The sequence below is a fragment of the Ensifer sp. EB106-03-01-XG145 genome, from assembly GCF_058792075.1.
Genome location: NZ_JBYTEC010000012.1, coordinates 46,629 through 70,317, shown reverse-complemented (window position 1 = coordinate 70,317; position 23,689 = coordinate 46,629). Strand labels below are relative to the sequence as shown.

Sequence of the window (23,689 nt, the reverse complement as noted above, 5' to 3'; positions counted from 1 at the left end):
TTGAACGAAACCTTGTACCGATCTCCCTCGACGCGAAGTGGATGGAGACATGTCCTGGACGAGCGCTGTTCGCGGCCTGCTGGAGGTAGGCGCTTCAAATGCTGCCGAGGATGACCGCGAAGGCATTCTCGTTGCGAATGTCGCGGCGTGCGTGATCGTCGTCACCACCACGGGCTTTGCTCTCATCTACGCACTCCACGGCGAACCAAGTCTGGTCCCGCTCGTCTATGCCAATCTCGCTCTGGCGGCGGCCGCCGCGCTGACGCCCCTCTTTCATCGGTTCGGGCGCGTGGCATCAGGGCTTTGGGAATTCGGGATCTGCGTCGTGATCCTCGTGTGGATCGCCTCCTATGTCGGCAGAGACTCCGGCGTGCTTTTGACGCTGCTCGGCGCAACGCCGGTCGCCTTCGCGATCCTTGGGTTCCAGAACGTCGCCCTGGTGGCGGTCTTGAGCGCCACGGCCACGATCACGGTCATCGCGGCATCCATCGCGTTCCCGGAGGCGCGGTCAGGCGTCTATGACGCCAGCGGCTTCCTGCAGCTCATCTATTCCTCGTCGATCGTCACCCTCACCCTCATGTGCTTCGCCACGATCTACTATGCCTTCCACTTGGCGAGAGAAGCACAAGGGCGGCTGGCCCGCCTCATGGCGTCGATCATGCCGGACGAGATCGTGGCGCGCCTGCTGAGGAATGAGCGGGAAACGATCATCAACGAATTCGAGCACGCGACCGTGGTCCTGACCGACATCGTCCAGTTCGTGAGCCTGTCAAACAGCCTGGGACCGGAAAGGACCGTGAGCCTGCTCAACGAACTCTTCAGCGAATTCGATCGGCTGGCGGCGGCGGTCGGTGTTGAGAAGATCAAGACCATTGGCGATGCCTATCTTGCGGTGGCCGGCGTGCCCGCCCGACACCCCGCCCCCGAGAAGGCGGCCGCCGCGTTCGGCTTCGGCGCCATCGCCGCTGCCCGCGAGATCGGCGAACGCTACGATGTCGTGCTGAGGCTTCGCGCCGGCATGGCGTCGGGATCGGTGACGGCCGGCGTGCTTGGGCGAACGAAATACGCCTACGACGTCTGGGGGGCGCCGGTGAACCTCGCCGCGCGTCTGGAAGCGATCGGCAAGCCCGGCTGCATCACGACGACCGCGGAGATCAGGCGGCGCCTGAACGAGCACTTCCAATTCGAATGCTCGGGCCATGAAGACATCAAGGGCTTCGGCTTGACCGAAATCTGGACCATGCAGTTGCCGAGCGCCGGTACAAACGAAGTCGGCAACCTCGCAAAGGCGGATATGTGAGGTGCCGCACACCGCTTTGCCGCGCCGTGCGCAGCAGTTTTGCGATAACGTCGTGCGAAAAGATCGCGACGCGCCGTAAGCGCCTCAAACCATCTTGCGATAGACGATAAATCCCGACTTCTCCGCCACCTTGTCGTAGAGCGCCATCGCCGTCTCGTTGGTCTCGTGCGTCTGCCAATAGACCCGTGGCGAGCCGGCCGCCCGCGCCGCCTCGTAGACGCCCTCGATCAGTGCCCGCCCGACGCCCTTTCCGCGTGCCTGCGTGTTGGTGAAGAGGTCCTGCAGATAACAATTCGGCTGGATCGCCGTCGTGCTGCGGTGAAAGAGGTAATGGGTGAGCCCGATCAGCCGTCCGTCGCTCTCCGCCACCAGCGCATGAACAGGCTCATAGGCGTCGAAGAAGCGCGACCAGGTCATGGCAGTGATCGCGGGGTCGAGCGCGGTTTCGCCGGATCGGCCGTAAAAGGCGTTGTAGCCATCCCAGAGCGGCAGCCATTGCTCATAGTCAGCTCTGGTTATCGGGCGGATGCGGAGGTTTTCGGTCATTGCAGGTTCCGTAGTGGGTTGAATAGAACAGGCGGCGGCAGCGGCACTGCCGCCCTACCCTCTGGTCATCGCCCCTTGGTCATCGCCGCCGTGATCGCCTGAACGTCGGTCATGATCGCATCGCCCATGAAGACGATGTTTTCCATCGAGCGTTCGCCGGCCTCATGATGCCCTGCACCGCAAGCGTCGCGCACCACCACCGGCACGAGACCAAGGTCGGTGGCGTGGCGCACGGTCGGGTCGATGCCGATTTCGGTGGCGATGCCGCAAATCGCAAAGGAGGTGAGCCCGAGATCACGCAGGATCATGGCAAGCGGCGTGCCCTCGAAGGCGGAGAACGTGATCTTGTCGAGGATCGCCTCGTCCTCGCGGGGCTGAAGCTCCGACACGAGCTCGAAGCCCGGCGTGCCGCGCAGGAACCAGGGATGCACCGCATCCGGATCGTCCGTCCGCTGCCACGCCATCGCCTGGCGCGTCTGGAAGCCGCCCATCAGCGGCTTCGGCATTGAGAGGTGCCGAAGGAAGATCACCGGAAAGCCGCCTGCCCGCGCTGCATCCAGCACCTTCAGCACCTGGCCGGTAATCTCGGCGCCATTCTTCATCTGCCTGGTGATACCCACCTGCATGTCGTAGACGACCAGCGCCATGCGCTCCGGACGACAGAAATCCTCGAGCGTCTTTCCAATTTCCAGCTTCGCGGCCATAATCTCTCCTCGGGGTCGCCTCCTCCGGCGCCCACTCCGCCAACATCACGCGCCGGGAATGTGGCGCGTGAGGCCTGCCGTTGCAATACGGGTGAGCGCGCTTCATGCAACTATTCGGACGGGTTTCGGCGTTCACGGCAACCGAGGCGCCAGCGTCGACGCATTCAACTCTCGTCTTCCCGCCGTGCCTTCTTCATCAACGCGATCACTTCCTCATCGCTCGTCTGCTCGAAGTCGCGGTAGTGCAGGCCGACGGCGCGGAAGGCAAAGGGGGTGGCGAGGCAGATGACGAGGTCGACGGAGCTGCGCAGCTCGGCGATTTCGCTTTTCGGCGCCACCGGAACCGCAAGGATCAGGCGGCGTGGGCTTGCCCGCCGCAACGCCCTGATCGCCGCGCGCACGGTCCCGCCGGTGGCAATTCCGTCGTCGACGAGGATCACGTCACGATCCCTGGGTGAGACCGGCGTGCGATCGCCGAAGTAAAGGGTACGGCGCCGCAGGATTTCGGCATGCTGGCGTTGGGTTTCCGCCTCCAGATAGCCCTTTGCCGGACGCACTAGCCGGATCGCCTGGCGGTTGAGAACCAGTTCAGGCTCCTCGCCGTCGACCAGCGCGCCGAGCCCGAATTCCGCGTGCCCCGGCGCGCCGATCTTGCGGACGATCAAGATGTCGAGCGGCGCGCCGATGCGAACCGCGATCTCATAGGCAACCGGCACGCCACCGCGCGGCAGCGCCACCAGCAACGGATCGATCAGCGTCTCGCCCGCGATCGTCTCAGCGAGCTGCCGTCCGGCATCCGCCCTGTCTTCGAAGAGCCATGTTCCCGTAAACACCTCATCTCTCCCAGGTTTCCACCGCCGCCGCGGGTCGGATCCCCGTCCAGTGGACGAGGAGGAACTTGGCCCGCAGACGCGAAATGAGGAAAACCCGCTCGGGTTCCCCCGCGTCCGGCGTTTGCTGTCAGGCCCGGTTTCCAGGTCGTCTCGCGCGGTCCTGGCATCGGCCAAAGGACATCCACGGATCTCTTATCCTGGCGCGCCTGAAGGCCGGGACAATCCACCATCTATCGGTTGCCGGGGTGCGCATGTGAACAACCGTGCCAATCCCGACCAATCGGTAAAATTGCAACGGATTCCACCGGGTTTCGTTAAGGCGCCCTCGCTACCAATTGGCCTTGCATATCTGGCTGAGACGCAAGCCGCCTTTGTTGACTTTAGCACGACAGGCCGTTTCGAAATGAGCTTTCTCCCTGCCATATCGATCATCGCACTCCTGGCGATGCTCCCGGTCCTGATTTCGCTGCGGGCCTCGATGATCGAGGGCGGCACGGACTTCGCCGCGGCCTGTGCGGTGGCCAGTGCCGCGACCCTGTTCATGATGCTCTCCGCGTTTCCGACGCTGCAGCCTCTGTCCCTGATCGGCTTCGTGTTCCTGGCCGGCGCCTGCCTGCTCGTGCTCTGCGGCTTTCACCACGCACTCGGCGTTCAGAGACGCACCTCGACGTCCCTCGTCGCGGCCGCGTCGATGGCGTTCGTCGCGCTGTTGATCGCCGCATTCGGTGCCATGAGCACCACCTTGCATGCGCTCTCCGTCATCGGCCTCGCCGCCGCCTTCGTGCTGATCATCGCCGTCTGTTCGCAGCACCGGCGCCAGGCGCCCGGGCCGATAGAGCGGCTCTGCGTCATCGCCTGCGTGGCAACCGGCTGCTCGACGCTGCTCGCGGTCACCGTGTTTTCGCCCGCCGCCCACGCGACCGCATCGGTTTCGCCTGCACCCGTCAGCTGGGATTTCGCCTGCGCCGTCATGCGTTACTTCTACCTGCCTGCACTGTTCCTGGGCGTGATCCTGATGATCCAGAACCGGGTAATCACCGAGCTCAAGACCACGATCGCCCGCGACGAGTTGACTGGCGCTCTGTCACGGCGTGCCCTGCTCGATCTCGGCCAGCGCGCCCTCACCACCAGTCTCGCGCGGCAACAGCCGGTATCCTTCCTGCTGCTCGATCTCGATTATTTCAAGCAGATCAACGATCGCTATGGCCATGCGGTCGGCGATGCCGCCCTCGGCCATTTTGCCGGCACCGTCGCCACCTGTCTCACCAGCCGCGGCACGCTGGGGCGCATCGGCGGCGAAGAGTTCGGCATTGTCCTGCCCAATTGCACGGAAGATGCCGCTTTTACGCTTGCCGAGGAGATCGGCCGCGTGGTGCGCGACACGCCGATCGGCCGCTTCGATCGGCCGATCCGGCTGACGGTGAGCATCGGTCTTGCCGAGGCTGTGCCGGGCGACACGATCAGTGACATCATGATCCGCGCCGACATGGCGCTCTACGATGCCAAGGCCGACGGGCGCGACCGCTGCACGATTGCCGGCCGCTTCCAGCCGGACGCGAGCGCGCGGGCGCTGGCGGCCGCAGCCGCACAGATGCGTGCCGCCGATAGCCGAAGCTTCGAGCCGCGGCTGCTGCGCGATACCGGCTGACTGACCCCCGCGGCTTGTAATGCCGCTTCCCGAACCTATGTGAGCTTGGCCAATGCATGTCTCCTTGGACCGCAACCGGTTCGCGGACGAAACATGCAGCCATTCGAAACGCTACGGCGACCGCTCACGCGTCTCAGTGACGCGCGTCGCTGCAGGAGGACATCCATGTTGCGTGCTGTTCACGCTCTCTTCGTTGCCGGTCTCGCCGCCGTTACGGTGACCGCCCCGCCCGCCCGCGCCGAAACGGTCGGCGAGGTCGGCGTCGACTGGCTCGGAAACGATATCATGATCGATGCCGTCACCGACCCGAAGATCAAGGGCGTCACCTGCCACGTCACCTATTTCGACCGCAGCGTCATCGACAGGCTGAAGAACGGCAACTGGTTCGAGGACCCGTCGAACAACTCGATCGCCTGCCGGCAGACCGGCCCGATCGAAATCGGCGACATCGAGCTATCGAAGGAAGGCGAGGAAGTGTTTCGCTCAGGGCTTTCGCTTGTCTGGAAGAACCTGCTGGTCACAAGGATTTACGACCGGAAGAACGATACGCTGATCTATCTCGCGCATTCGCGTGAATTGACCGACGGCTCGGCCAAGATGTCGATCTCCACCATTCCGCTCTACGGCCAGACGGTGACCTGGCAGAACGGAAAGCCGCAGTAAGCGCTCCCCTGCCGCCTGCGTCAGCCTGCAAGGATATCCGTCTCAAGAGTGCGAAGCGCCCGCCCCTTCACGGGCGCTCGCGAAACCTCATCAGGGCGGAACAGGGCGAAGTGTCTGGGAGCACCCCATTCCACTTCCGCTGCTCTAGTAGGAGTTCGGCGGGACGATGCCCTGATAATATTCGCCGTCACCGCCCTGATAGCCGCCGAAAGGCTGACGATCGCGATAGACGGGGGTCGGTGTGGAGGTTCTGTTGATGCTGCCCGTCGACATCGTGTCAACCGTGGCAGAGGGCCGCCTCATCAGCGGCATGGCCTTTTGCGTGTTCCGCGTTCCGGGAGGATTGTTGGCGTCGATGCCCTGATAGTAGCTATCAGCCAGAGCCGGGCCAGCCATCAACATCGTTACGGAGAGCGCGGCTACAAGTTTCCTTACAGAGATTGTCATGAGTCCAACTCCTGTTGTCGGGACCGAGCACCCGGCCTCCGTTCGGGCACTCAGCAACAACGGTAAGTTAGTACAAGTATTCCAGCTCGCCACATGACGATTTGTCACAATGGCATCGCCCAAGCGTGAAGATCATTGCCGAAGTTTAATTTGACCGGCGCGATCCACTACCTGCCGAAACGAAAAACACCCCAGCGGAGATCCCGCCGGGGTGCCCGTCAATTCTGCCAGGTGTCGAACTCAGGCGGCCTGGGCCAGCTCGTCGGCAATGACCGTGTCGAGGTTGAGGAAGCAGACCATCGTCTTTTCCAGAGCGACGATGCCGCGGCAGAAGGCGCGCTGCGCTTCCGGAATGATCTCAGGCGCCGGCTGCAGGGCTTCGCTCTTGATCGTCATCATGTCGGAGACCTGCTCGACCAGCAGGCCGACGAGCTTGCCGGCGATGTCGGTGACGATGATCGCCGAGCGTTCCGACGGCTCCGTCATTTTCATGCCGAGGCGGGCGGCCATGTCGATGACCGGGATCACCGCGCCGCGCAGGTTGATGAGGCCGAGCACGTAAGGCGGCGTGTGCGGCATCGGCGTCACCGGCGCCCAGCCGCGGATTTCGCGGATCGCCATGATATCGATGCAGAATTCCTGGTCGCCGAGATGGAACGACACGATTTCGAGATAGGCACCGGACTGCTTGAGTGCGTTGGTCATGATCAGAATTCTTCCCAGTTTTCACCGGAAGCCGTCGTCGACGGCACAGAGCCCGGTTTGTTGCCGAATGCGCCCGCCAGCTTGCCCATCAGGGCCTTTGCGGGAGATGGAGTTGGAAACGAGGCCATTTTGGCGGTGCCGATCTTGCGCAGCGGCACCGGTTCGCCGGTGCCCTTGGCGGCCGGCCGTTGAACGGCAGAAGCCGAAGGGGCTTTCGTCTGCACCGAAGCAATTGCCGCCCTTGCCGGCGGCGCCACCGGGGCCGGCGCCAAGGTGGGCATGGCGCGCTGCATCGTGTGGCCTTCGCGGAACTGGCCGACGAGGCCGGTCAGGCGCTCGGCGTCCTGCGCCAGCGTGTGGCTCGACGCGTTGGTCTGCTCGACCATCGCGGCATTCTGCTGCGTCATCTGGTCGAGCTGGCCGACGGCGGTGCTGATCTCGTTGAGGCCGGTCGACTGTTCGCGCGCAGCCATGACGATCGAGGTCATGTGTTCGTTGATGCGTGCGACATCGGCGCCGATCCGGCCGAGCGCCTCGCCCGTCGCCTGGACGAGCTTGACGCCGCTGCCGACCTCGTTGCCGGAGCGGCTGACCAGCGCCTTGATATCCTTGGCGGCACCGGCGGCGCGCTGCGCCAATTCGCGCACTTCCTGCGCCACGACCGCAAAGCCCTTGCCGGCCTCACCGGCGCGGGCCGCCTCAACGCCGGCATTCAGCGCCAGAAGGTTGGTCTGGAAGGCAATCTCGTCGATGACGTTGATGATCTTGCCGATCTCGTTCGAGGCGCTTTCGATCCGCGCCATGGCGGCGATCGCCTCACCGACGATGCGGCCGGATTCCTCCGCATTGGTGCGCGTCTCGCCGACCATGCGGCTTGCCTCTTCGGCGCGCTGGGTCGCGGTGCGGACCGTGACGGTGATTTCGTCGAGGGCTGCCGACGTCTGCTCCAGCGAGGCGGCCTGCCGCTCGGTGCGACGCGCGAGATCGTCGGCGGCCGTGCGCATCTGGCGACCGTTCGATTCGATCGAGAGCGCATTCTCCTTGACGCTCGAAAGCACCACGCGCAGCCGCTCGACCGTCTGGTTGAAGTTCTGGCGGAGCTGATCGAGATTGCCGTCGAAGGGCCGCTCGATCGCCACGGCAAGATCGCCATCGGCGAGCTGCGTCAGCGCACGGCCGAGATTGTCGATCGCCGCCTGGATACGGCGCACCGCTTCCTCACGCTCGCTCTGCTGCTCTTCGCGTTCCTTCTCGATTTCCCGCCGGCTGAGTGCGGCGCTCTGTTCGAGCGATTGCTTCTCGATGGCCGAAAGACGGAAGAGATCGACCGAGCGCGCCATCGCGCCGATTTCGTCGCCGCGGTCGAGCGCCTCGACCTTGGTTGAAAGATCGCCGTTCTGGATCCGCTGCATGCCGTTGCGTAGGCCGAGGATGCCGGCGCGGAGCGTGCTGCCGTGGAACCAGAGCAGATAAAGCAGTGTGGCCATCGCCAGCAGCCCAGCCGCCACCTGAAGCTGGAATGCCTGGTCGGACACAGTGCGCGCCTCGGCAACGCGCGTCTGCACCAACTCGGTCGCCGCTTCGGAAAGTCCGGTCAAAGCCGTGGCGACCCGTTCGCCGGCGCCATCGATCGCATCATCGATCTTGCCGAAGTCGTCGGCCGAAGCCTTGCCTTCGATCAACGTCTTCAGGTCGGTGCCGATCGCCTTGCGCAGTTCCGCGACATCGGCGTCGAAGGTCGAAAGCACCTCGCTGCGGTCCAAGAGCTTGGCAAGCGCCTGGATCTCGACGGACTTCGTTTCGAGCAGCTTCAGGATCTCGGCAATGCTGGCGGCCCGCGCCGGCTGGATCGCGCCCTCTTCTCTGTCGATGATGCTATCCATCGCGTTGAGCACGAGATTGGTCGTCGCCAGATGGACCTCATCGACGGTCGTCAGGCCGTTCTGCGCCGCGACAGCGCCCTGCAAGGCGTTATTGGCTTGGCTGCCCTGGTACCAGCCCACCCCGAGCACGGAGCCAAAACCGACAAAAGCGGCGCCGGCAAGCGTCGCCAGCCGCTGGCTCACGGAAAGATTGCGTTTCAGGGAAGGAGATGTGGCAGTCATAGGGAGTCCATGGTCACGGATCCGCGTGAAGCGGAGTCCTCCTACGATCGATACGGAAAACCGGGGCCGATAAAGCTGGCTGACCTCATGTCATATCGGAGCACGAACACTCCGACCGCGTGGAAAAACAGTGTCAAACAGACCTTAAGCATTCGCTAAGGCGGTCGCCCAATCCCCAGCGAAATCGGCTATTTCAATGTTTGCGCATATGCGCTGCAAGCTCTGGTTTCCCGGCATTTGCGGGCACAATCGAATGGAGCCTCAGGCGCGGTTTTCCACCGTTTCCTGCACCGACCGGAACGCGCCTCCGGCCGCACCCGGCAAATCGCCCGGCTTCCCCTTGCCGCGCGAGCTGTTATGATGACGCCATGAACACGAAGACCCAGCGCTCGATCCGCCTTCCCCTTGCCGCAAGCCTTGCGGCTGCGATTGCGGTTGTGCTCCTGCTCGCCTTCCGCGGCTGGATCGAAAATGGCGCCGATATCTTCCTGGCGCTCGCCCAATCCGGCCTTTCCTGGTGCTTCTAGGACGGCCGGACAGCTTCGAGGCCCGCCTCCGCCCCTCACCCTAACCCTCTCCCCGCTTGCGGGGAGAGGGGACGGGAGCATCAGCGGCGCAACCGCACGGTTCTTCGCCTCGAATGTTAGTGCAGCGATTGGAACGAGACGGTCCGGCGAGGTTCCTTCGCCCCGCCTGCGGGGAGAAGGTGGCCGGCAGGCCGGATGAGGGGCTGAGAGCACCTCCGCGGCCACAACCTGCGGCAATTGTCCCATTTGCGCGGCCCCGGTGAAGGCGGTATCAAGGGCCTATCAACCGGACATGGCCGTCTTCGGCCCCAACAAAATCGGTAGCACGCATGAAAACCATCCGCATCGTCCTCTGGGCCGCCGTCGTCGTCATGGCGGGCATCTTGGGGTGGCTGACCTATGAAATGACCCAGTCGAAGCAGCAGGCCGCCACCGGCCCCTTCGGCGTTCCCTTCACGCTGGTCTCGCAGGACGGCAAGGAGATTACCGAGAAGGCCTTCACCGGCAAGCCGACCGCGCTCTTCTTCGGCTTCACCCATTGCCCGGAAGTCTGCCCGACGACGCTGTTCGAACTGAACGGCTGGCTGGAAAAGGTCGACCCGGAAGGCAACAAGCTGCAGGCCTATTTCATCACCGTCGATCCCGAGCGTGACACGCCCGAAATCCTCGGCCAGTACGTCTCCAACGTTTCCAAGCGCATCACCGGCATTTCCGGCCCGGCCGACAAGGTGATGGAGATGGTCAAGGGCTTCCGTGTCTACGCCAAGAAGGTGCCGGTCGACGCTGCCCAGCCCAACGGCGACTACACGATGGACCACACGGCCTCCGTTTTCCTGCTCGACGCCAACGGCCATTTCTCTGGCACGATCGCCTACGAGGAGAACCCGGAAACGGCGGTCAAGAAGCTGGAAAATCTGACCAAGGGCTAACACGCGCCTTCGACCGATCGATTGCAAGCGCCGGCCCTGCCCGGCGCTTTGCGTTTGCGGGGCAATCGTGATAGCGCACAGCGCACGATTGCCGACGCTTAGCGCACCCCTCAACGGTTTGATGCGGGCGGCGGATTTCCCAGCCGAAGGACAGGGCCTTGAGCGAGATCAGACTTTTCGTCACCACCACCGAGAAGCAGGCGGAAGCCGTGCTCGACCGCCTGAGCGAAGTCTTCGCCGAAGAGGACTTTGCCATCGGCACGACGGAGGTCGATGAAAAGCGCGACGTCTGGGAAGCCTCGATCTACATGATGGCAGTCGACGAGGAGAGCGTGAACGAACGCCTCACTGACGCACTGGCCGAAGACTTCGCCCATCTCCCGATCGAGCGCGAAGTGCTGCCGGATATCGACTGGATCGCCAAGTCGCTCGAGGGCCTGGCGCCGGTGCGCGCCGGCCGCTTCGTCGTGCACGGCTCGCATGACCGCGACAAGGTGAAGACCGGCGAGATCGCCATCGAGATCGACGCAGGCCAGGCCTTCGGCACCGGCCATCACGGCACCACCGCCGGCTGCCTCGAAGTGCTCGCCACGGTTGCCCGCACCCGCACCGTGCGCAACGTGCTCGATCTCGGCACCGGCAGCGGCGTGCTTGCGATCGCCGCCTGGAAGCTCATGCACGTGCCGGTGCTTGCCACCGACATCGACCCGATCGCCACCCGCGTCGCGGAAGAAAACGCCCGGGTCAACGGCGTCGTCACCGGCATGACCTTTGCCACCGCCCCCGGCTTCCACTCGACCGCCTTCAGCACCAACGGCCCGTTCGATCTGATCATCGCCAACATCCTCGCGCGCCCGCTGATGAAGATGGCGCCGCAGCTCGTCGCCAATCTCGCCCCCGGCGGCTCGGTGATCCTGTCCGGCATTCTCGCCGAACAGCGCTGGAAGGTGCTTGCCCATTACAACGGCCAGCACCTGCGCCACGTGCGCACCATCTGGCGGAACGGCTGGGTGACGATTCATTTGGAGAAGTGAGGCGTAGGCGCGGACGCTTGAAGCTGCCCCTCATCCGCCTGCCGGAACCTTCTCCCCGCATGCGGGGCGAAGGGACCTGCCGCACCGCTTCATCCACCGGTTAACTTCCGACTCGTTGCGGCTGCTTTCAGCCGCGCCCCGACCGGCAGCGAAAGCCCCAGCGCATGACGGCCGCTATCGGGCACGTCCCCTCGCCCCGCCTGCGGGGAGAGGGTTAGGGTGAGGGGCAAATGCGGATTGCCGCGCCGGCTGTTGGCCGCAGCGCCTATGCAAGAAGCTTCACGAGAAATGCCGCGAGCATCGGCGTGACAGCGACAGAAGCAACCCAGGAAAAAACGAAAAGGCCGCCTCGTCTATCATGACGGGCGGCCTTTCGAAACAAAGGCGATGCCAGGGGCATCGCCTGCTGGTTGGCTTGTGGCCAACCATGCCCGCGAGCCTGAGGAGGAGGAGTGCTCGAGCGGGCGTCTACCGTTCCGAAGCTGGCCACCCTTGAGGGAGGAGGAGAACAGAATGACCAACTATTCTCGGAACCGCAGTCTTTTGAACCACCGGATGTTCGTCCGTGTTCGTTGAGGCGGCTTATAAACTATCATTCCGATAGAGAAAGAGGCTTCTTAGCATGGGTGCCATGCGCTGAGCGCATATGTATGGTAAATGGGCAATTGCTCTCCTGCCAAGCTGCAACCAGAAGCGTCACTGTGTACTGGATCGCAGGATATCGCCTCTTTCCCGGCACGGGCGATTTCCGCTAACATGGCTGCACATCTTTCCCGCGGTTTACCGCTCAATCTACCGGAATTCCCCCATGTTTCAGTCTTTTGAAGTCACCTCCACGCCGCAATTCGGCAAGGAGCGCACCGAGGCCCTGCGCGCGTCCTTCGCGGCCCTCGGCATCGACGGCTTTCTCGTGCCCCGCGCCGACGAATTCCAGGGTGAATACGTGCCCGCCTCGTCGGAGCGTCTGTCCTGGCTGACCGGCTTCACCGGCTCGGCAGGCGTTGCCCTCGTAACGCAGCGTGAAGCCGTCGTCTTCGTCGATGGGCGTTACGTCACCCAACTCAAGGAACAGGTCGACGGCAGCGTTTTCACCGGCGGTGACCTCATCGGCGAACCGCCGCATCTCTGGCTGGAAAACCATGGCTCCAAGGGCTTCAAGCTCGGCATCGATCCCTGGGTGCACACCGGTGCGGAAGTCCGCCGGCTGGAAAAGGCGCTCGCCGTCATCAGTGGCTCGCTCGTTTTCCTCGATCACAACCCGCTCGACAAGATCTGGACGAACCGCCCCGCGGCACCGCTCGGCAAGGTCAGCATCCAGCCGATCGAGCATGCCGGCGAACTCGCCAAGGACAAGATCGCAAGAATCGCGGCGGGACTTTCCAAGGCCGATGCCAGCGCCGTGGTCTTGACGGACCCCTCCTCCGTCGCCTGGACCTTCAACATCCGCGGCAGCGACGTGCCGCATACGCCGCATCCGCTGGCCCGCGCCATCATCCACGCCGACGGCCGCGCCGAGCTCTTCCTCGACAAGCGCAAGACTGGCATCGAGCAGGAAGCCTACCTCACCCAGATCGCCGACATTGTCGCGCCCTCGACTTTCGACGATAGCCTGGCAGCGCTCGGTGCTGCCGGCGCCGCTGTCATGATCGACCCGGACCTCGCCTCCTTCGCCATTTCCGAGCTGATCCGCTCCAAGGGCGGCAAGGTGGTCGAAGCGGTCGATCCCGCCCGCCTGCCACGTGCCCAGAAGAACAAGGCCGAGATCGACGGGTCGACCCGCGCCCACCTGCAGGACGGCGCCGCCATGGTCGAGTTCCTGGCATGGCTCGACAGCCAGCAGCCGGGAACCGTCACCGAGATCGCCGCCACCAACCAGCTGGAAGCGGCCCGCGCCACCGTCGGCGAGCGCATGCAGAACCCGCTCAAGGACATCTCCTTCGACACGATCTCCGGCGCCGGCGCGCATGCGGCGATCATGCACTACCGCGTCACCACCGCCACCGACCAGCCGATCGAAGCGGGCACCATGTTCCTGATCGATTCCGGCGCGCAATACATCAACGGCACCACCGACATCACCCGCACGGTGGCGATCGGTGCGGTTCCCGAAGAGCAGAAGCGCTTCTTCACCCTGGTGCTGAAGGGCATGATCGCGATCAGCATAGCCCGTTTCCCCAAGGGGTCGCGCGGCGTCGATCTCGACCCCTTGGCCCGCATCGCGCTCTGGAAGGCGGGCGCCGATTACGCCCACGGCACCGGCCACGGCGTCGGCTCCTATCTCTCGGTGCATGAAGGTCCGCAGCGCATCGCCCGGCTTTCCACCCAGGAGCTGCTGCCCGGCATGATCCTTTCCAACGAGCCCGGTTACTACCGCCCCGGCGCCTTCGGCATCCGCATCGAAAATCTGATTGTGGTGCAGCCGGCGACCATGGTGGAAGGCGGCGACCTGCCGATGCTCGGCTTCGACACCATCACCTACTGCCCGATCGACCGCCGCCTCGTGCTGCCGGCGCTGCTCACCGACGAGGAACTGGATTGGCTGAACGCCTATCACGCCGAGACGCGGGAAAAGCTGATGCCGCTGCTGACCAGCGACGACACCCGCGACTGGCTGAAGGCCGCGACGGAAGCGCTTTCACGCTGAGTCAGGCGTTCCGCCTGGGCTCCTGAATGGGAGCCCGGGCAACAGGCATTGCGCGCCCGCAGCCGCTTCTTTGCTACGAGGCTCAAGGGGCGGCAATGGGCCGGAGAACCCGGCCTCTGCACTTAGATTCCCAACAGCTTCTTCGCTTCGCCGAGCGTCGCCTCCGAGGCAGGGTGATCACCGGCCTTGTGTTGTTCCTCGCCCTTGGCACGCAACTCTTTGACCTTGGCCATGTCGGCCTCGGATAGGTTCGCAGTCGGCATCGCCGCATCGATCGCAGCCATCATGGTCGGGCATTGATTGGCAAAGGCGGTTGCCGGCGCGAGCGCCAGCAAAAGGGCAATCGAGATCCTGGTTAACATGGTCGCTCCTCCACCGCCGGGAGGCCGCGCCTTGCAGAGGCAGCGCAGATGGCGCGTGCGGCTTTGTCGTGCCTCTCCGGCAGTGGAAGGATCATAATCCAGGATGCATGCGCAGCCAAACGGGCGCCGCGGACGGGCGCCCTACATCACCACATGCCGGATCAGCATCACCACCACCCAGCCGATTACCAGCATGCGCAGGGTCGACAGGTTGAGGCCGAGCGCGATGGCGAAGGCGATGAACATGGCGATCGTCACGTCGAGTCCGCCATAGACGAAGGCTGGCGCCACCAGCGTCGTCAGGACGGCGGCCGGCACGGCGTTGAGCGCCGCTTCCAGCCGCGGTGGGATCTGCTTCATCTGGGTGATGAGGATGTAGCCGCCGACACGTGTCAGGAAGGTCGCGACCGCAGCCGCAATGATCAGGTAGATGAGGTTGAGGTGTTGCGGGTCCATGATCATGCCTCCTTCTCGACGCCGGTCGGTGCGGCAGCCGTCCCGCTCGGCGGCAGGCAGGCGGCAAGCACGATGCCGGCGAGCGCCCCGATGCTCACATGCCAGGGCGAGCCGACGAAATGCATGCCCGCAACCGAGGCAAGCGCCGAGACGGTGACGATCGGCAGGAACCGGTCGCGCTTACGGAAGCCCATGACCAGCCCCATGAAGTAGACCGGCAGTAGCACATCGAGGCCGATCGCCTTGGGATCACCGATCATCTGCCCGAAGATCGCCCCGACCAGCGTGTTGATGATCCAGGGAATGTAGATCACCAGGCCGAAGCCGAGATACCAGGAAAAGCTGATCGGCAGGCCGCGCTCGCCGCGCTTCTCCGTCTCGGCATATTGCGGATCGACCAGCAGGAAGAAGGCCAGGAATTTCTGCCCGAAGGTGAAGTGCCGGACATATTTGGCGATCGAGGCCGAATAGAGCACGTGGCGGAAGTTGACCGCAAAGACCGAGAGCACGACCAACCAGGGCTGGACGTGATTGCCGAAAAGCTCGATGCCGACCATCTGGCTGGCGCCGGCATAAACGGTCGCGCTCATGAACACCGCATCGGCAATGGTAAAGCCGTTGTCGACCGCAAGCGCCCCGAACAGTGCGCCGAAGGGCGACGCCGCCAGCATGATGGGAAAGCCGCCACGCACGCCTTCCCAGAATTCGTCTTTTGTCATGGAAACCTCCGCCGGCCAAGGCGATGAAAGCGCCATGCGGCCGGTGCCGGACTGATAGGCGCTTGCGCCCCCGGCAACAATTCAAATGCGCTGATACATTGATTGAATTTTATGATGCCTTGGCGAACGAGGCTTGAACAAAAGGCGCACCGATCGGGAAAACCGGTGCATCTTGTCTATCAGTTTCACGGGCCCGTGCCGGACGGGCGTCCTACTTCTTGACCTGGAACGTGTGCTCGATGCCCGGGAAGGTGCGCGCCTTCACCTCGGCCGCGTAATCCTCGGCAGCCCTAGAGATCGCCGGCGCGAGCTCGGCGAAGTGTTTGACGAAGCGCGGCTTGAAATCATTGAAGAGGCCGAGCATGTCGTCGGAAACGAGGATCTGCCCGTCGCAGGCGGGCGATGCGCCGATGCCGATGGTCGGCGAGCGCAGTTCCGCGGTGATGTCGCGCGCAACCGGCTCGACCGTGCCCTCGATCACGATGCCAAAGGCTCCGGCATCGTCGATCGCCTTGGCATCGCGGTGGATCTTCGCCACTTCCTTGTCGTTGCGGCCGACCGAGCGATAGCCGCCCGTCGTGTTGACGAGCTGCGGCATCAACCCGACATGGCCGAGCACCGGAATACCGCGGCTGACGAGGAACTCGACCGTCTCGGCCATCTCGGCGCCGCCTTCGAGCTTCACCGCGCTGCAGCCGGTTTCCTTCAGGATGCGCGCCGCACTGCGGAACGCCTGCTCCTTCGATTCCTGATAGGAGCCGAAGGGCATGTCGATGACGACGCAGGCGCGCTCCGAGCCGCGCATGACCGCCTGGCCATGGGCGATCATCATCTCGAGCGTCACGCCGACCGTCGTGTCCAGACCATAAAGCACCATGCCGACGGAATCGCCAACAAGCAGGAAATCGACATGCGGATCGAGCAGCCTTGCGATCGGCGTCGTATAGGCCGTGAGGCTGACGATCGGACGCTCGCCTTTCAGCGCTTCGATGTTGGCGGGGCTGAGCCGGCGCTTGGCGGTCTGGACGCTCATGTCAGGCAACCTTTGCAAATGACGCGGATTTCAGGGCGATCACGCGGTTGTCGAGCAGCTTCGTCGTGCCGAAGCGAACGAAGAGCAAAAGCAGCACCGGCTTGTCGCCGATCGTTTCGATCGTCTCCAGCGTCTCCGGATCCCGCACCGCCACGACCTCTGGCCTGGCCAGCGGCTCGCTCGACAGAAATTCGGTGACGGCATTTTCGAGCGCCGCCACGTCGCTGACGCCCGACGCCACCAGGCGCTGCGCCTCGTCCAGCGCCTTCGGCACGATCGCCGCAGCGCGGCGCTCCTCTGCCGTCAGATAGACATTGCGCGACGAACAGGCGAGCCCGTCGGCCTCGCGCACGGTCGGCACGCCGATGACCGTCACCGGCTGGGCGAGGTCATCGACCATGCGGCGGATGATCTGCAACTGCTGGAAATCCTTCTCGCCGAAATAGGCGCGGTCCGGCTGGACGATGTTGAAGAGCTTGGTGACGACGGTGGCGACGCCGGCGAAGTGGCCGGGGCGGACCGATCCTTCAAGCTCGCTGCCAAGCGTCGGCACGTCGACGACCGTTTCCATCGGCCGCGGATACATATCGGAGACACCGGGCGCAAAGAGATAGTCGACCTTACCCTCTTCCAGCATCGCTTGGTCGCGTGCGAGATCGCGCGGATATTTCGAGAGATCTTCGTTGGCGCCAAACTGCAGCGGATTGACGAAGATGCTGGCGACGACGATGTCGTTTTCTTCGCGGGCACGCCGCATCAGCTCCATGTGGCCGACATGCAGGTAGCCCATGGTCGGCACGAAACCGACCGATTTGCCTGCCCGGCGATGTTCGGCAATTGCTGCACGCAGTTCGGCAATCGTGGTGAAAGTCTTCATGTCCGGACCCTCCAATCCGCGCCGGCGCCCTGCCCTTAAGGGTGCTGGTGCGCTGCCTTCGGGACTGGCGACGACCCTGCTCCGCGAAAAGGCATTTGCACAAAATTCGGCTGCAATCCTCTATCTTGTGCAGCGCAAAAAAACAATCGGATTGATGACAGGTTGATGACGCTCGGCCGCGCTTGACTTCCATCGGCAGCCCGTCCGGTTGGCCATCGACGCCACTGCAACCCACGCTGGAGAGCGACATGAAAGCCGGCTTGCGCATTCTTGGTATTGCTCTCCCGACGCTGGCCTTCGCCGGTGGGGCGGAAGCGAAGATCCCTCGTCAACGCCACCTGCCCCGGCAAGATCGAGGTCCACGCCGATGAGGGTGGCCGGGTCTATATCAACGGCAAGGAAGCCAAGCTCAAGGTGTTCAACGAGAACTATTACGAGGCGCACGGTGCCGGCGTCACCATCTCCTTGGGCATCAATCCCGACAGCTCACCCAGCGTCTCCTACACCGGCAAAGGCGGCGCCAATGGTGTGTGCACGCTGAGCTGAGCGGCAACGCTCGCAGCGCTGTTCTTGAGGGCGCCGTCACCTGACCGCTGCGTCTTGCGGCAGCCGCCAGGGCGGATCGATCCGGTTCGCGCCTGCGAAATAGAGCACGATGCGGTTGCCGCCGGGATCGAATAGCTCGGCTTCTCGCCACAACCAGCTCTTGCCCACGGGCGCATGCGCAAAGACGATGCCGGCCTCGGTCAGCCGGTTGACGGTCACATCCAGATCGTCGCATTCGAAATAGACGGTCGTGCCACCGCCGGTCGCGTTTCCCTCGTGCAGGGAAAAGGTTGCCTCCCCAACCGGGCAGAGAAACCGAACATAATGCGGCCGGGCGTCGACGATAGGCGTGAGCCCGAGGCGGCGATAGAAATCCCAGCCGGCATCGAGGTCCGGCATGGTGACAGTCACCTGGTTCAAGCGCATGCGTTCCTCCCGCCATTCGATTCCCCGATCGTGCCGGAAGCTGCAGTCAACGGAAAGCCTATCAGGCGCGCAGGCTACTGCATGTTTCCCTTAGCCGCGGTCGACGAAAGGACAAAAACATACAGAAAATCAAAGTGCTACAGCGGCCTTTGCGTGTCTGAGAAGACGCGCGGCGCTCTAGAGTACGCGCCTGATGGAAGGATATCTGTCGAGTTCGCCTACTTCCCAACGCGCTGCTGCAGATGCTGCGGATAGCGCGCGCCCTGCACCTCGACGGCGGAGAGCGCCGCCTGGATGTCGCCAAGCTCTTCGGCCGTCAGAATGACATCGGCAGCGCCGAGGTTTTCCTCGAGCCGATGCAGCTTTGTCGTGCCGGGAATGGGCGCGATCCATGGCTTTTGCGCTAGCAGCCAGGAAAGCGCGATCTGCGCTTTCGTCACACCCTTGGCCTCGGCAATCACGCCCAAGAGATCAACCAGCGCCTGATTGGCTCTGCGCGCCTCCGGCGAAAATCGCGGCACGATCGTGCGAAAATCGCTTTGGTCGAAGGTCGTGTTCTGGTTGATCGCGCCTGTCAAAAATCCCTTGCCAAGCGGACTGAAGGGCACAAAGCCGATGCCGAGCTCTTCGAGGAGCGGCAGGATTTCGGTTTCCGGCTCCCGCCACCAGAGCGAATATTCGCTCTGCAGCGCCGTCACCGGCTGAACCGCATGCGCCCGGCGGATCGAATCGGCGCCCGCCTCCGACAGGCCGAAATGGCCGACCTTGCCTTCCGCGATCAGCTTTTTCACCGTGCCTGCGACGTCCTCGATCGGCACATTGGGATCGACGCGGTGCTGGTAGAAGAGGTCGATGCGGTCGGTCCGTAAACGCTTCAATGCCGTCTCGGCGACCTCGCGGATGCGCTGCGGCCGGCTGTCCATGCCCTGGCTGACATCGCCGTTGACGAAGCCGAACTTGGTGGCGATCACCACCTCACCGCGGAACGGGGCCAGCGCCTCGCCGACCAGATCCTCGTTACCGGTATAGGCTTCGGCGCTGTCGAAGAAGGTCACGCCGCGTTCATGCGCCGCGCGGATCAGCCTGATCGCCTCACTGCGCTCCGTTGCCGGGCCATAACCGTAGCTGAGGCCCATGCAGCCAAAGCCGATGGCCGAGACTTCGAGATCGCTTTTTCCTAGCCTACGTTTCTGCATTGTCTTGCTCCTTGATCAGGCCGCGAGGTCTGGGGAAACCGAGCGGCAATTCTGGCAGGCGACGGACCGTCCGATCGCCGGACGCTCCACCCGCTTTGCATTGTGCGGCCGCACGATCAGCGCGACGACGGCAAGCGCCAGCGCCAGCAGGACCGTGCAACCGATGAGAACATTATCGACCCGATGGGCAAGCAGAGCGCTGCCATCAAGCCCATCGGCACCGAGTGCTGCGACAGCGACCAGCACGCTGAGACCGAGCGAGTTGCCGAGCTGGTGGGCGACATTGACCACACCGCCCGCCGCCCCCGCGTCACCGGGAGCGATACCGGCAATGCCGGCGACCGTCAGCGGGCTCAGAGTGAAGCCCTGGCCAAGCCCGATCAGCATCAAGGGCGGCGCCATGCCGAAGAGAAAGGACGTGTCGGCCGAGATCTGGCTGATAGAGACCATGCCGATCAGCGCGGAGATCAGGCCAAAGGCAAGCAGGCGGCGGTTGCCGAAACGTGGGCTAAGCCTTGGAACCAAGATCGCCGCAACGAAATTGACTGATGTTGCCGGAATGAAGGCAAGGCCGGAGGCAAGCGGGTCGAAGTGCCGAACACCTTGCAGATACTGGGTGAAGAAGAAAAAGAACCCGATCATCGCGGCGAGGAACAGGACACGCGCCAGATAGGCGCCGACCCTCTCGCGGTTGGCAAAGAGCCGGAGCGGCATGATCGGCTGCCGGGCGCGATGCTCGTTGACCACGAAGAGCGCAAGAAGCAGAAGACCCATGGCAAGCGCTGCGAGCGTCAGCGGATCGTACGCCCCCTCCTCCGCCGAACGGACGATGCCATAGACCAGCGCCGTCATGCCGAGCGTCGAGCTTACGGCGCCCGCAAGGTCGAATTCACCCGTGCGCCGTTCCGTTTCGCCGACGTACTTGTGCGCCGCGAGCATCAGGGCGATGCCGATCGGCAGGTTGATGAAGAAGCCGACCCGCCAGCTGAGCCAACCGGCAAGCAGACCGCCGAGCACCATGCCGAAGCTCGCGCCGATGCCGGCGACCGAACTGTAATAGGCGACCGCCCGCGTGCGTTCAGGTCCCTCGGAAAAATGCGTCTGGATCAGCGCCAACGTCGCCGGCGCCAGGATCGCCGAGCCGAAGCCTTGCACGGCGCGCGCGCCAAGCAGCCATTCCGGCGACGGTGCCAGCCCGATCACGACGGAGGCCGCTGTGAAGATGGCAAGCCCGGCAATGAACAGCCGCCGCCGGCCGAGAATGTCACCCGCCCGCGCGCCCAGCAGCAGGAAGCCGCCAAAGGCGAGCGTATAGGCGCTGTGCACCCAGGAAAGCCCGGCGTCGCTGAACTGCAGCTCGTCGCGGATCTGCGGCAGGCCGGTGATCACGATCGAGATATCGAGCACGATCATCAGGTAGCTGACGATGACGATCGCCAGCACCGCCGTCTTGCGGGCTGAAAGGTGTTTCATCAACGTGACGTCCATCGTCGTGCCTACTCCGCCTGCGCAGCGCCGTATTGCGCGTCCGTCACCTTTTCCATCCAGTCGACCGCCTTGCCGTCGAGCGTCTCCTGGATGGCGATATGGGTCAGGGCGGTCGTCGGTGCCGCCCCGTGCCAGTGCTTCTCGCCGGGCTCGAACCAGACGACATCGCCCGGCCGGATCTCCTCGATTGGCCCGCCCTCCCGCTGCACCCGGCCGCAGCCGGAAACGACGATCAGGACCTGGCCGAGCGGATGCGTATGCCAGGCCGTGCGGGCGCCGGGCTCGAAGGTGACGGCATTGCCGGCAGTGCGCGCCGGCTCGCGCACGGGAAACAACGGGTCGATGCGCACGGTGCCGCTGAACCAGTCCTCTGTCCCCCGGGCCGAAGGCTGCGAACCGCTTCTCTTGATCTCCATGAGGTCTTCTCCTTGGCGAACCGGACGACCCGCCGCCCGTTCTGTTGCTGTGCACAATCTAGCGATGGCCGCCGCCAACAATTAGATGGTATAAACGGCATGGACCTATGAGAGAGATTCATGAATGCTGCGCGAGAACATCAATGACCTGATCGCCTTCGCGGCGGTGGCGCGCGAGCGCAGCTTCACAAGGGCCGCCGCCCAGCTCGGCGTTTCGCAATCGGCGCTCAGCCACACCATGCGGGCGCTCGAAGCACGGCTTGGCGTGCGCCTGCTCACCCGCACCACGCGCAGCGTCTCCCCGACCGAGGCCGGCGAGCGGCTGCTTGCCACCCTCGTCCCGCACTTCGAGCAGTTGGAAACCGAGCTCACCGCCTTGAGCGACGTGAGGGACAAACCCGCAGGCACGGTGCGCATCACCACTGCCGAGCACGCGGCAGAGACCGTGCTCTGGCCGAAGCTCGAAAAGCTTCTGCCCGATTATCCCGATATCAAGGTCGAGATCGTCATCGACTACGGCCTCACCGATATCGTCGCCGAACGCTACGACGCCGGTGTCCGGCTTGGCGAGCAGGTCGCCAAGGACATGATCGCCGTGCGCATCGGGCCGGACATGCGCATGGCGGTCGTCGGCGCGCCCAGCTATTTCGAAAAGCATCCGAAGCCCGTCGTCCCTCAGGACCTGACCCAGCACCGCTGCATCAACCTGAGGCTTCCGACCTACGGCGGCATCTATGCCTGGGAGTTCGAAAAGGACGGCCGCGAGCTAAAAGTCCGCGTCGACGGACAGCTCGTCTTCAGCCGGCTGGCGCATCGGCTTACCGCCTGCCTCGCCGGCTTCGGCCTTGCCTTCGTCCCGGAGGAATCGGCCCTCACCCACATCGCCGAAGGTCGCCTCATCCGCGTGCTCGAAGACTGGTGCGACCCGTTCCCCGGCTACCACCTCTATTACCCCAGCCGCCGCCAGTCCTCACCGGCCTTTGCTGTGCTGGTGGAGGCGCTGCGGTATCGGGGGTAATGGCGGCAAGACCGGCTCCTCCGCACGACCCGCAATTGCTGTTGAAACCCGGGGTTGCGCCCCACATCTCTCCAGCTAAAAAAATGTTTGAGCCGGTGTCGGAATCGTCGATCGGCATTCGTCCTTAGTCCGTAGACACAAAATCCATTCCCAAGGAGCATTTCATGCGCATGATTTTCGTAAACCTGCCGGTCAAGGATCTGAAGGCCTCGCGCGCGTTCTTCGCTGCCCTCGGCTTCACCTTCAACGAGCAGTTCTCCGATGACACCGCCGCCTGCACGGTGATCTCGGACAATATCTTCGTCATGCTTTTGACCGAGCCGAAGTTCCGTGACTTCATCACCGGCGAGATCAGCGACGCCCGGAAGGGAACCGAAGTCATCACCGCCCTTTCGGCCGGGAGCCGCGCCGAAGTCGACGACATGCTCGCCAAGGCGCTTGCCGCCGGCGCCAAGCCCTGGAAGCCGGCGATCGACTACGGCTTCATGTACGGCATCTCCTTCCAGGACCTCGACGGCCACGTCTGGGAGTTCATGTGGATGGACCAGGAAGCGGCGCAGCAGCAGGGCTGATGGCCCAATTCATGAGAACGTTAAGACAATCGGCCCGAGCCTTCCCAAGCCCGGGCCGATTGCTTTGTGTCGATAGCCAACCATACCCTGCTGCTAGGGGCCGAGGCGCGCCACCAACTCCGCGATGAGCGGATCGGTAAGGTCGGCAATCGGGTCATCGCTCCCGTCTTCTGCCCGGTGGTACTCCCCGGCATCGAACGCTTCATAAACGACGTAAAAAGGCTCAGGCAGCGCATTGCGGCCGGCTGTGAAGCCCGCCTGCACCGCGCGCCAGAGATCGTTCATGACGCCGTCGCAGAAGCTATAGGTCAGCGCGCCGTGATGGTATTTCCTTGCGATTTCGACAGCAGCGGCGTTGTAGAACTCCCAGTTGTCCAAAGCGCCTGCCCACCGAACCACATCATCATGTGTGATGCGGCCTTCCGGCCCCTTGGCCAGAACGAACTCTAGGAAGTCAGACATCTCTCTGCTTTCCCCCCGAACACCAAGAAAGCC

26 protein-coding genes are annotated in these 23,689 nt (G+C 63.8%); 10 read left to right on the top strand and 16 right to left on the bottom strand.

All coding sequences use genetic code 11. The features are described 5' to 3' along the window. The first annotated feature begins 49 nt into the window (after positions 1-49). Positions 50-1,300: an adenylate/guanylate cyclase domain-containing protein gene (locus AC3WWH_RS24620; RefSeq protein WP_058321265.1), complete on the top strand. Its 1,251-nt coding sequence runs from the start codon at positions 50-52 to the stop codon at positions 1,298-1,300. An 84-nt stretch (positions 1,301-1,384) separates the two neighbouring features. Here AC3WWH_RS24620 and AC3WWH_RS24615 read toward each other — a convergent pair whose 3' ends face one another. The 3 genes from AC3WWH_RS24615 to AC3WWH_RS24605 form a co-directional block, all read right to left on the bottom strand. Continuing rightward, positions 1,385-1,846, bottom strand: a complete 462-nt coding sequence (locus AC3WWH_RS24615; RefSeq protein ID WP_058321264.1) for a GNAT family N-acetyltransferase — start codon at positions 1,844-1,846, stop codon at positions 1,385-1,387. 65 nt (positions 1,847-1,911) lie between these two features. After that, the gene (locus tag AC3WWH_RS24610) at positions 1,912-2,550 is read right to left on the bottom strand and encodes a cysteine hydrolase family protein (protein ID WP_058321263.1); all 639 of its coding nucleotides are present in this window, start codon (positions 2,548-2,550) and stop codon (positions 1,912-1,914) included. 164 nt (positions 2,551-2,714) lie between these two features. Further along, a complete protein-coding gene (locus tag AC3WWH_RS24605; RefSeq protein ID WP_057253533.1) occupies positions 2,715-3,383 on the bottom strand; it encodes a phosphoribosyltransferase in 669 nt (222 codons plus the stop codon). Positions 3,384-3,786: 403 nt separating this feature from the next. Here AC3WWH_RS24605 and AC3WWH_RS24600 point away from each other — a divergent pair, with 403 nt between their 5' ends. Continuing rightward, entirely contained in the window at positions 3,787-5,031 is a 1,245-nt protein-coding gene (locus tag AC3WWH_RS24600) for a GGDEF domain-containing protein (RefSeq protein ID WP_063891442.1), read from the top strand. A gap of 165 nt (positions 5,032-5,196) precedes the next feature. After that, positions 5,197-5,694, top strand: coding sequence for a CreA family protein (locus AC3WWH_RS24595; RefSeq protein WP_058321262.1), 498 nt, complete (start codon positions 5,197-5,199; stop codon positions 5,692-5,694). Positions 5,695-5,838: 144 nt separating this feature from the next. On the opposite strand, the gene AC3WWH_RS24590 is transcribed toward AC3WWH_RS24595, so the two are convergent. The 3 genes from AC3WWH_RS24590 to AC3WWH_RS24580 all read right to left on the bottom strand — a co-directional run bounded on the left by AC3WWH_RS24590 (position 5,839) and on the right by AC3WWH_RS24580 (position 8,951). Further along, the gene (locus tag AC3WWH_RS24590; RefSeq protein WP_082640703.1) at positions 5,839-6,141 is read right to left on the bottom strand and encodes a hypothetical protein; all 303 of its coding nucleotides are present in this window, start codon (positions 6,139-6,141) and stop codon (positions 5,839-5,841) included. Positions 6,142-6,381: 240 nt separating this feature from the next. Further along, on the bottom strand, positions 6,382-6,846 hold the full coding sequence (locus AC3WWH_RS24585; protein WP_057253527.1) for a chemotaxis protein CheW: 465 nt from the start codon (positions 6,844-6,846) through the stop codon (positions 6,382-6,384). Positions 6,847-6,848: 2 nt separating this feature from the next. Next, positions 6,849-8,951, bottom strand: coding sequence for a methyl-accepting chemotaxis protein (locus AC3WWH_RS24580; RefSeq protein WP_058321260.1), 2,103 nt, complete (start codon positions 8,949-8,951; stop codon positions 6,849-6,851). Between the two features lie 368 nt (positions 8,952-9,319). On the opposite strand from AC3WWH_RS24580, the gene AC3WWH_RS24575 reads away from it, so the two are divergent. The 4 genes from AC3WWH_RS24575 (at position 9,320) to AC3WWH_RS24560 (ending at position 14,085) form a co-directional block, all read left to right on the top strand. Continuing rightward, positions 9,320-9,478, top strand: a complete 159-nt coding sequence (locus tag AC3WWH_RS24575) for a hypothetical protein (RefSeq protein WP_197417268.1) — start codon at positions 9,320-9,322, stop codon at positions 9,476-9,478. A gap of 329 nt (positions 9,479-9,807) precedes the next feature. After that, the gene (locus AC3WWH_RS24570; protein ID WP_058321259.1) at positions 9,808-10,407 is read left to right on the top strand and encodes an SCO family protein; all 600 of its coding nucleotides are present in this window, start codon (positions 9,808-9,810) and stop codon (positions 10,405-10,407) included. 158 nt (positions 10,408-10,565) lie between these two features. Next, positions 10,566-11,441 (top strand): 50S ribosomal protein L11 methyltransferase, encoded by an 876-nt coding sequence (locus AC3WWH_RS24565; RefSeq protein WP_058321258.1) that lies wholly within the window; start codon positions 10,566-10,568, stop codon positions 11,439-11,441. 808 nt (positions 11,442-12,249) lie between these two features. Continuing rightward, positions 12,250-14,085 carry an aminopeptidase P family protein gene (locus tag AC3WWH_RS24560; protein WP_058321257.1) on the top strand — a complete coding sequence of 612 codons (1,836 nt, stop codon included), beginning with the start codon at positions 12,250-12,252 and terminating at the stop codon, positions 14,083-14,085. A 122-nt stretch (positions 14,086-14,207) separates the two neighbouring features. Here AC3WWH_RS24560 and AC3WWH_RS24555 read toward each other — a convergent pair whose 3' ends face one another. The 5 genes from AC3WWH_RS24555 to panC all read right to left on the bottom strand — a co-directional run bounded on the left by AC3WWH_RS24555 (position 14,208) and on the right by panC (position 17,532). Beyond that, complete coding sequence (locus AC3WWH_RS24555) at positions 14,208-14,447, bottom strand: PA2433 domain-containing protein (RefSeq protein ID WP_058321256.1); 240 nt, start codon at positions 14,445-14,447, stop codon at positions 14,208-14,210. A gap of 141 nt (positions 14,448-14,588) precedes the next feature. Further along, the gene (locus AC3WWH_RS24550) at positions 14,589-14,903 is read right to left on the bottom strand and encodes an AzlD family protein (RefSeq protein WP_058321312.1); all 315 of its coding nucleotides are present in this window, start codon (positions 14,901-14,903) and stop codon (positions 14,589-14,591) included. A 2-nt stretch (positions 14,904-14,905) separates the two neighbouring features. Then, entirely contained in the window at positions 14,906-15,622 is a 717-nt protein-coding gene (locus AC3WWH_RS24545) for an AzlC family ABC transporter permease (protein WP_057253512.1), read from the bottom strand. A gap of 211 nt (positions 15,623-15,833) precedes the next feature. Beyond that, complete coding sequence (gene panB, locus AC3WWH_RS24540; RefSeq protein WP_058321255.1) at positions 15,834-16,655, bottom strand: 3-methyl-2-oxobutanoate hydroxymethyltransferase; 822 nt, start codon at positions 16,653-16,655, stop codon at positions 15,834-15,836. Between the two features lies 1 nt (position 16,656). Continuing rightward, positions 16,657-17,532, bottom strand: coding sequence for a pantoate--beta-alanine ligase (panC, locus tag AC3WWH_RS24535; RefSeq protein WP_058321254.1), 876 nt, complete (start codon positions 17,530-17,532; stop codon positions 16,657-16,659). Positions 17,533-17,835: 303 nt separating this feature from the next. Here panC and AC3WWH_RS24530 point away from each other — a divergent pair, with 303 nt between their 5' ends. Continuing rightward, positions 17,836-18,078, top strand: a complete 243-nt coding sequence (locus AC3WWH_RS24530) for a hypothetical protein (protein WP_245296060.1) — start codon at positions 17,836-17,838, stop codon at positions 18,076-18,078. A gap of 36 nt (positions 18,079-18,114) precedes the next feature. Here AC3WWH_RS24530 and AC3WWH_RS24525 read toward each other — a convergent pair whose 3' ends face one another. From AC3WWH_RS24525 to AC3WWH_RS24510, 4 genes are all read right to left on the bottom strand, one after another. Then, positions 18,115-18,504, bottom strand: a complete 390-nt coding sequence (locus AC3WWH_RS24525) for a VOC family protein (protein WP_058321252.1) — start codon at positions 18,502-18,504, stop codon at positions 18,115-18,117. Positions 18,505-18,722: 218 nt separating this feature from the next. Next, positions 18,723-19,700 (bottom strand): aldo/keto reductase, encoded by a 978-nt coding sequence (locus tag AC3WWH_RS24520; protein WP_058321251.1) that lies wholly within the window; start codon positions 19,698-19,700, stop codon positions 18,723-18,725. 15 nt (positions 19,701-19,715) lie between these two features. After that, positions 19,716-21,173, bottom strand: coding sequence for an MFS transporter (locus tag AC3WWH_RS24515; protein WP_063891443.1), 1,458 nt, complete (start codon positions 21,171-21,173; stop codon positions 19,716-19,718). A 23-nt stretch (positions 21,174-21,196) separates the two neighbouring features. Beyond that, positions 21,197-21,604, bottom strand: a complete 408-nt coding sequence (locus AC3WWH_RS24510) for a (R)-mandelonitrile lyase (protein ID WP_058321249.1) — start codon at positions 21,602-21,604, stop codon at positions 21,197-21,199. A 124-nt stretch (positions 21,605-21,728) separates the two neighbouring features. Between AC3WWH_RS24510 and AC3WWH_RS24505 the strand changes: the two genes are divergently transcribed. Continuing rightward, the gene (locus AC3WWH_RS24505) at positions 21,729-22,622 is read left to right on the top strand and encodes a LysR family transcriptional regulator (RefSeq protein ID WP_058321248.1); all 894 of its coding nucleotides are present in this window, start codon (positions 21,729-21,731) and stop codon (positions 22,620-22,622) included. 164 nt (positions 22,623-22,786) lie between these two features. Further along, on the top strand, positions 22,787-23,194 hold the full coding sequence (locus tag AC3WWH_RS24500; protein WP_057253499.1) for a VOC family protein: 408 nt from the start codon (positions 22,787-22,789) through the stop codon (positions 23,192-23,194). Between the two features lie 93 nt (positions 23,195-23,287). On the opposite strand, the gene AC3WWH_RS24495 is transcribed toward AC3WWH_RS24500, so the two are convergent. After that, positions 23,288-23,656, bottom strand: coding sequence for a hypothetical protein (locus tag AC3WWH_RS24495; RefSeq protein WP_057253497.1), 369 nt, complete (start codon positions 23,654-23,656; stop codon positions 23,288-23,290). Between the last annotated feature and the right edge of the window lie 33 nt (positions 23,657-23,689).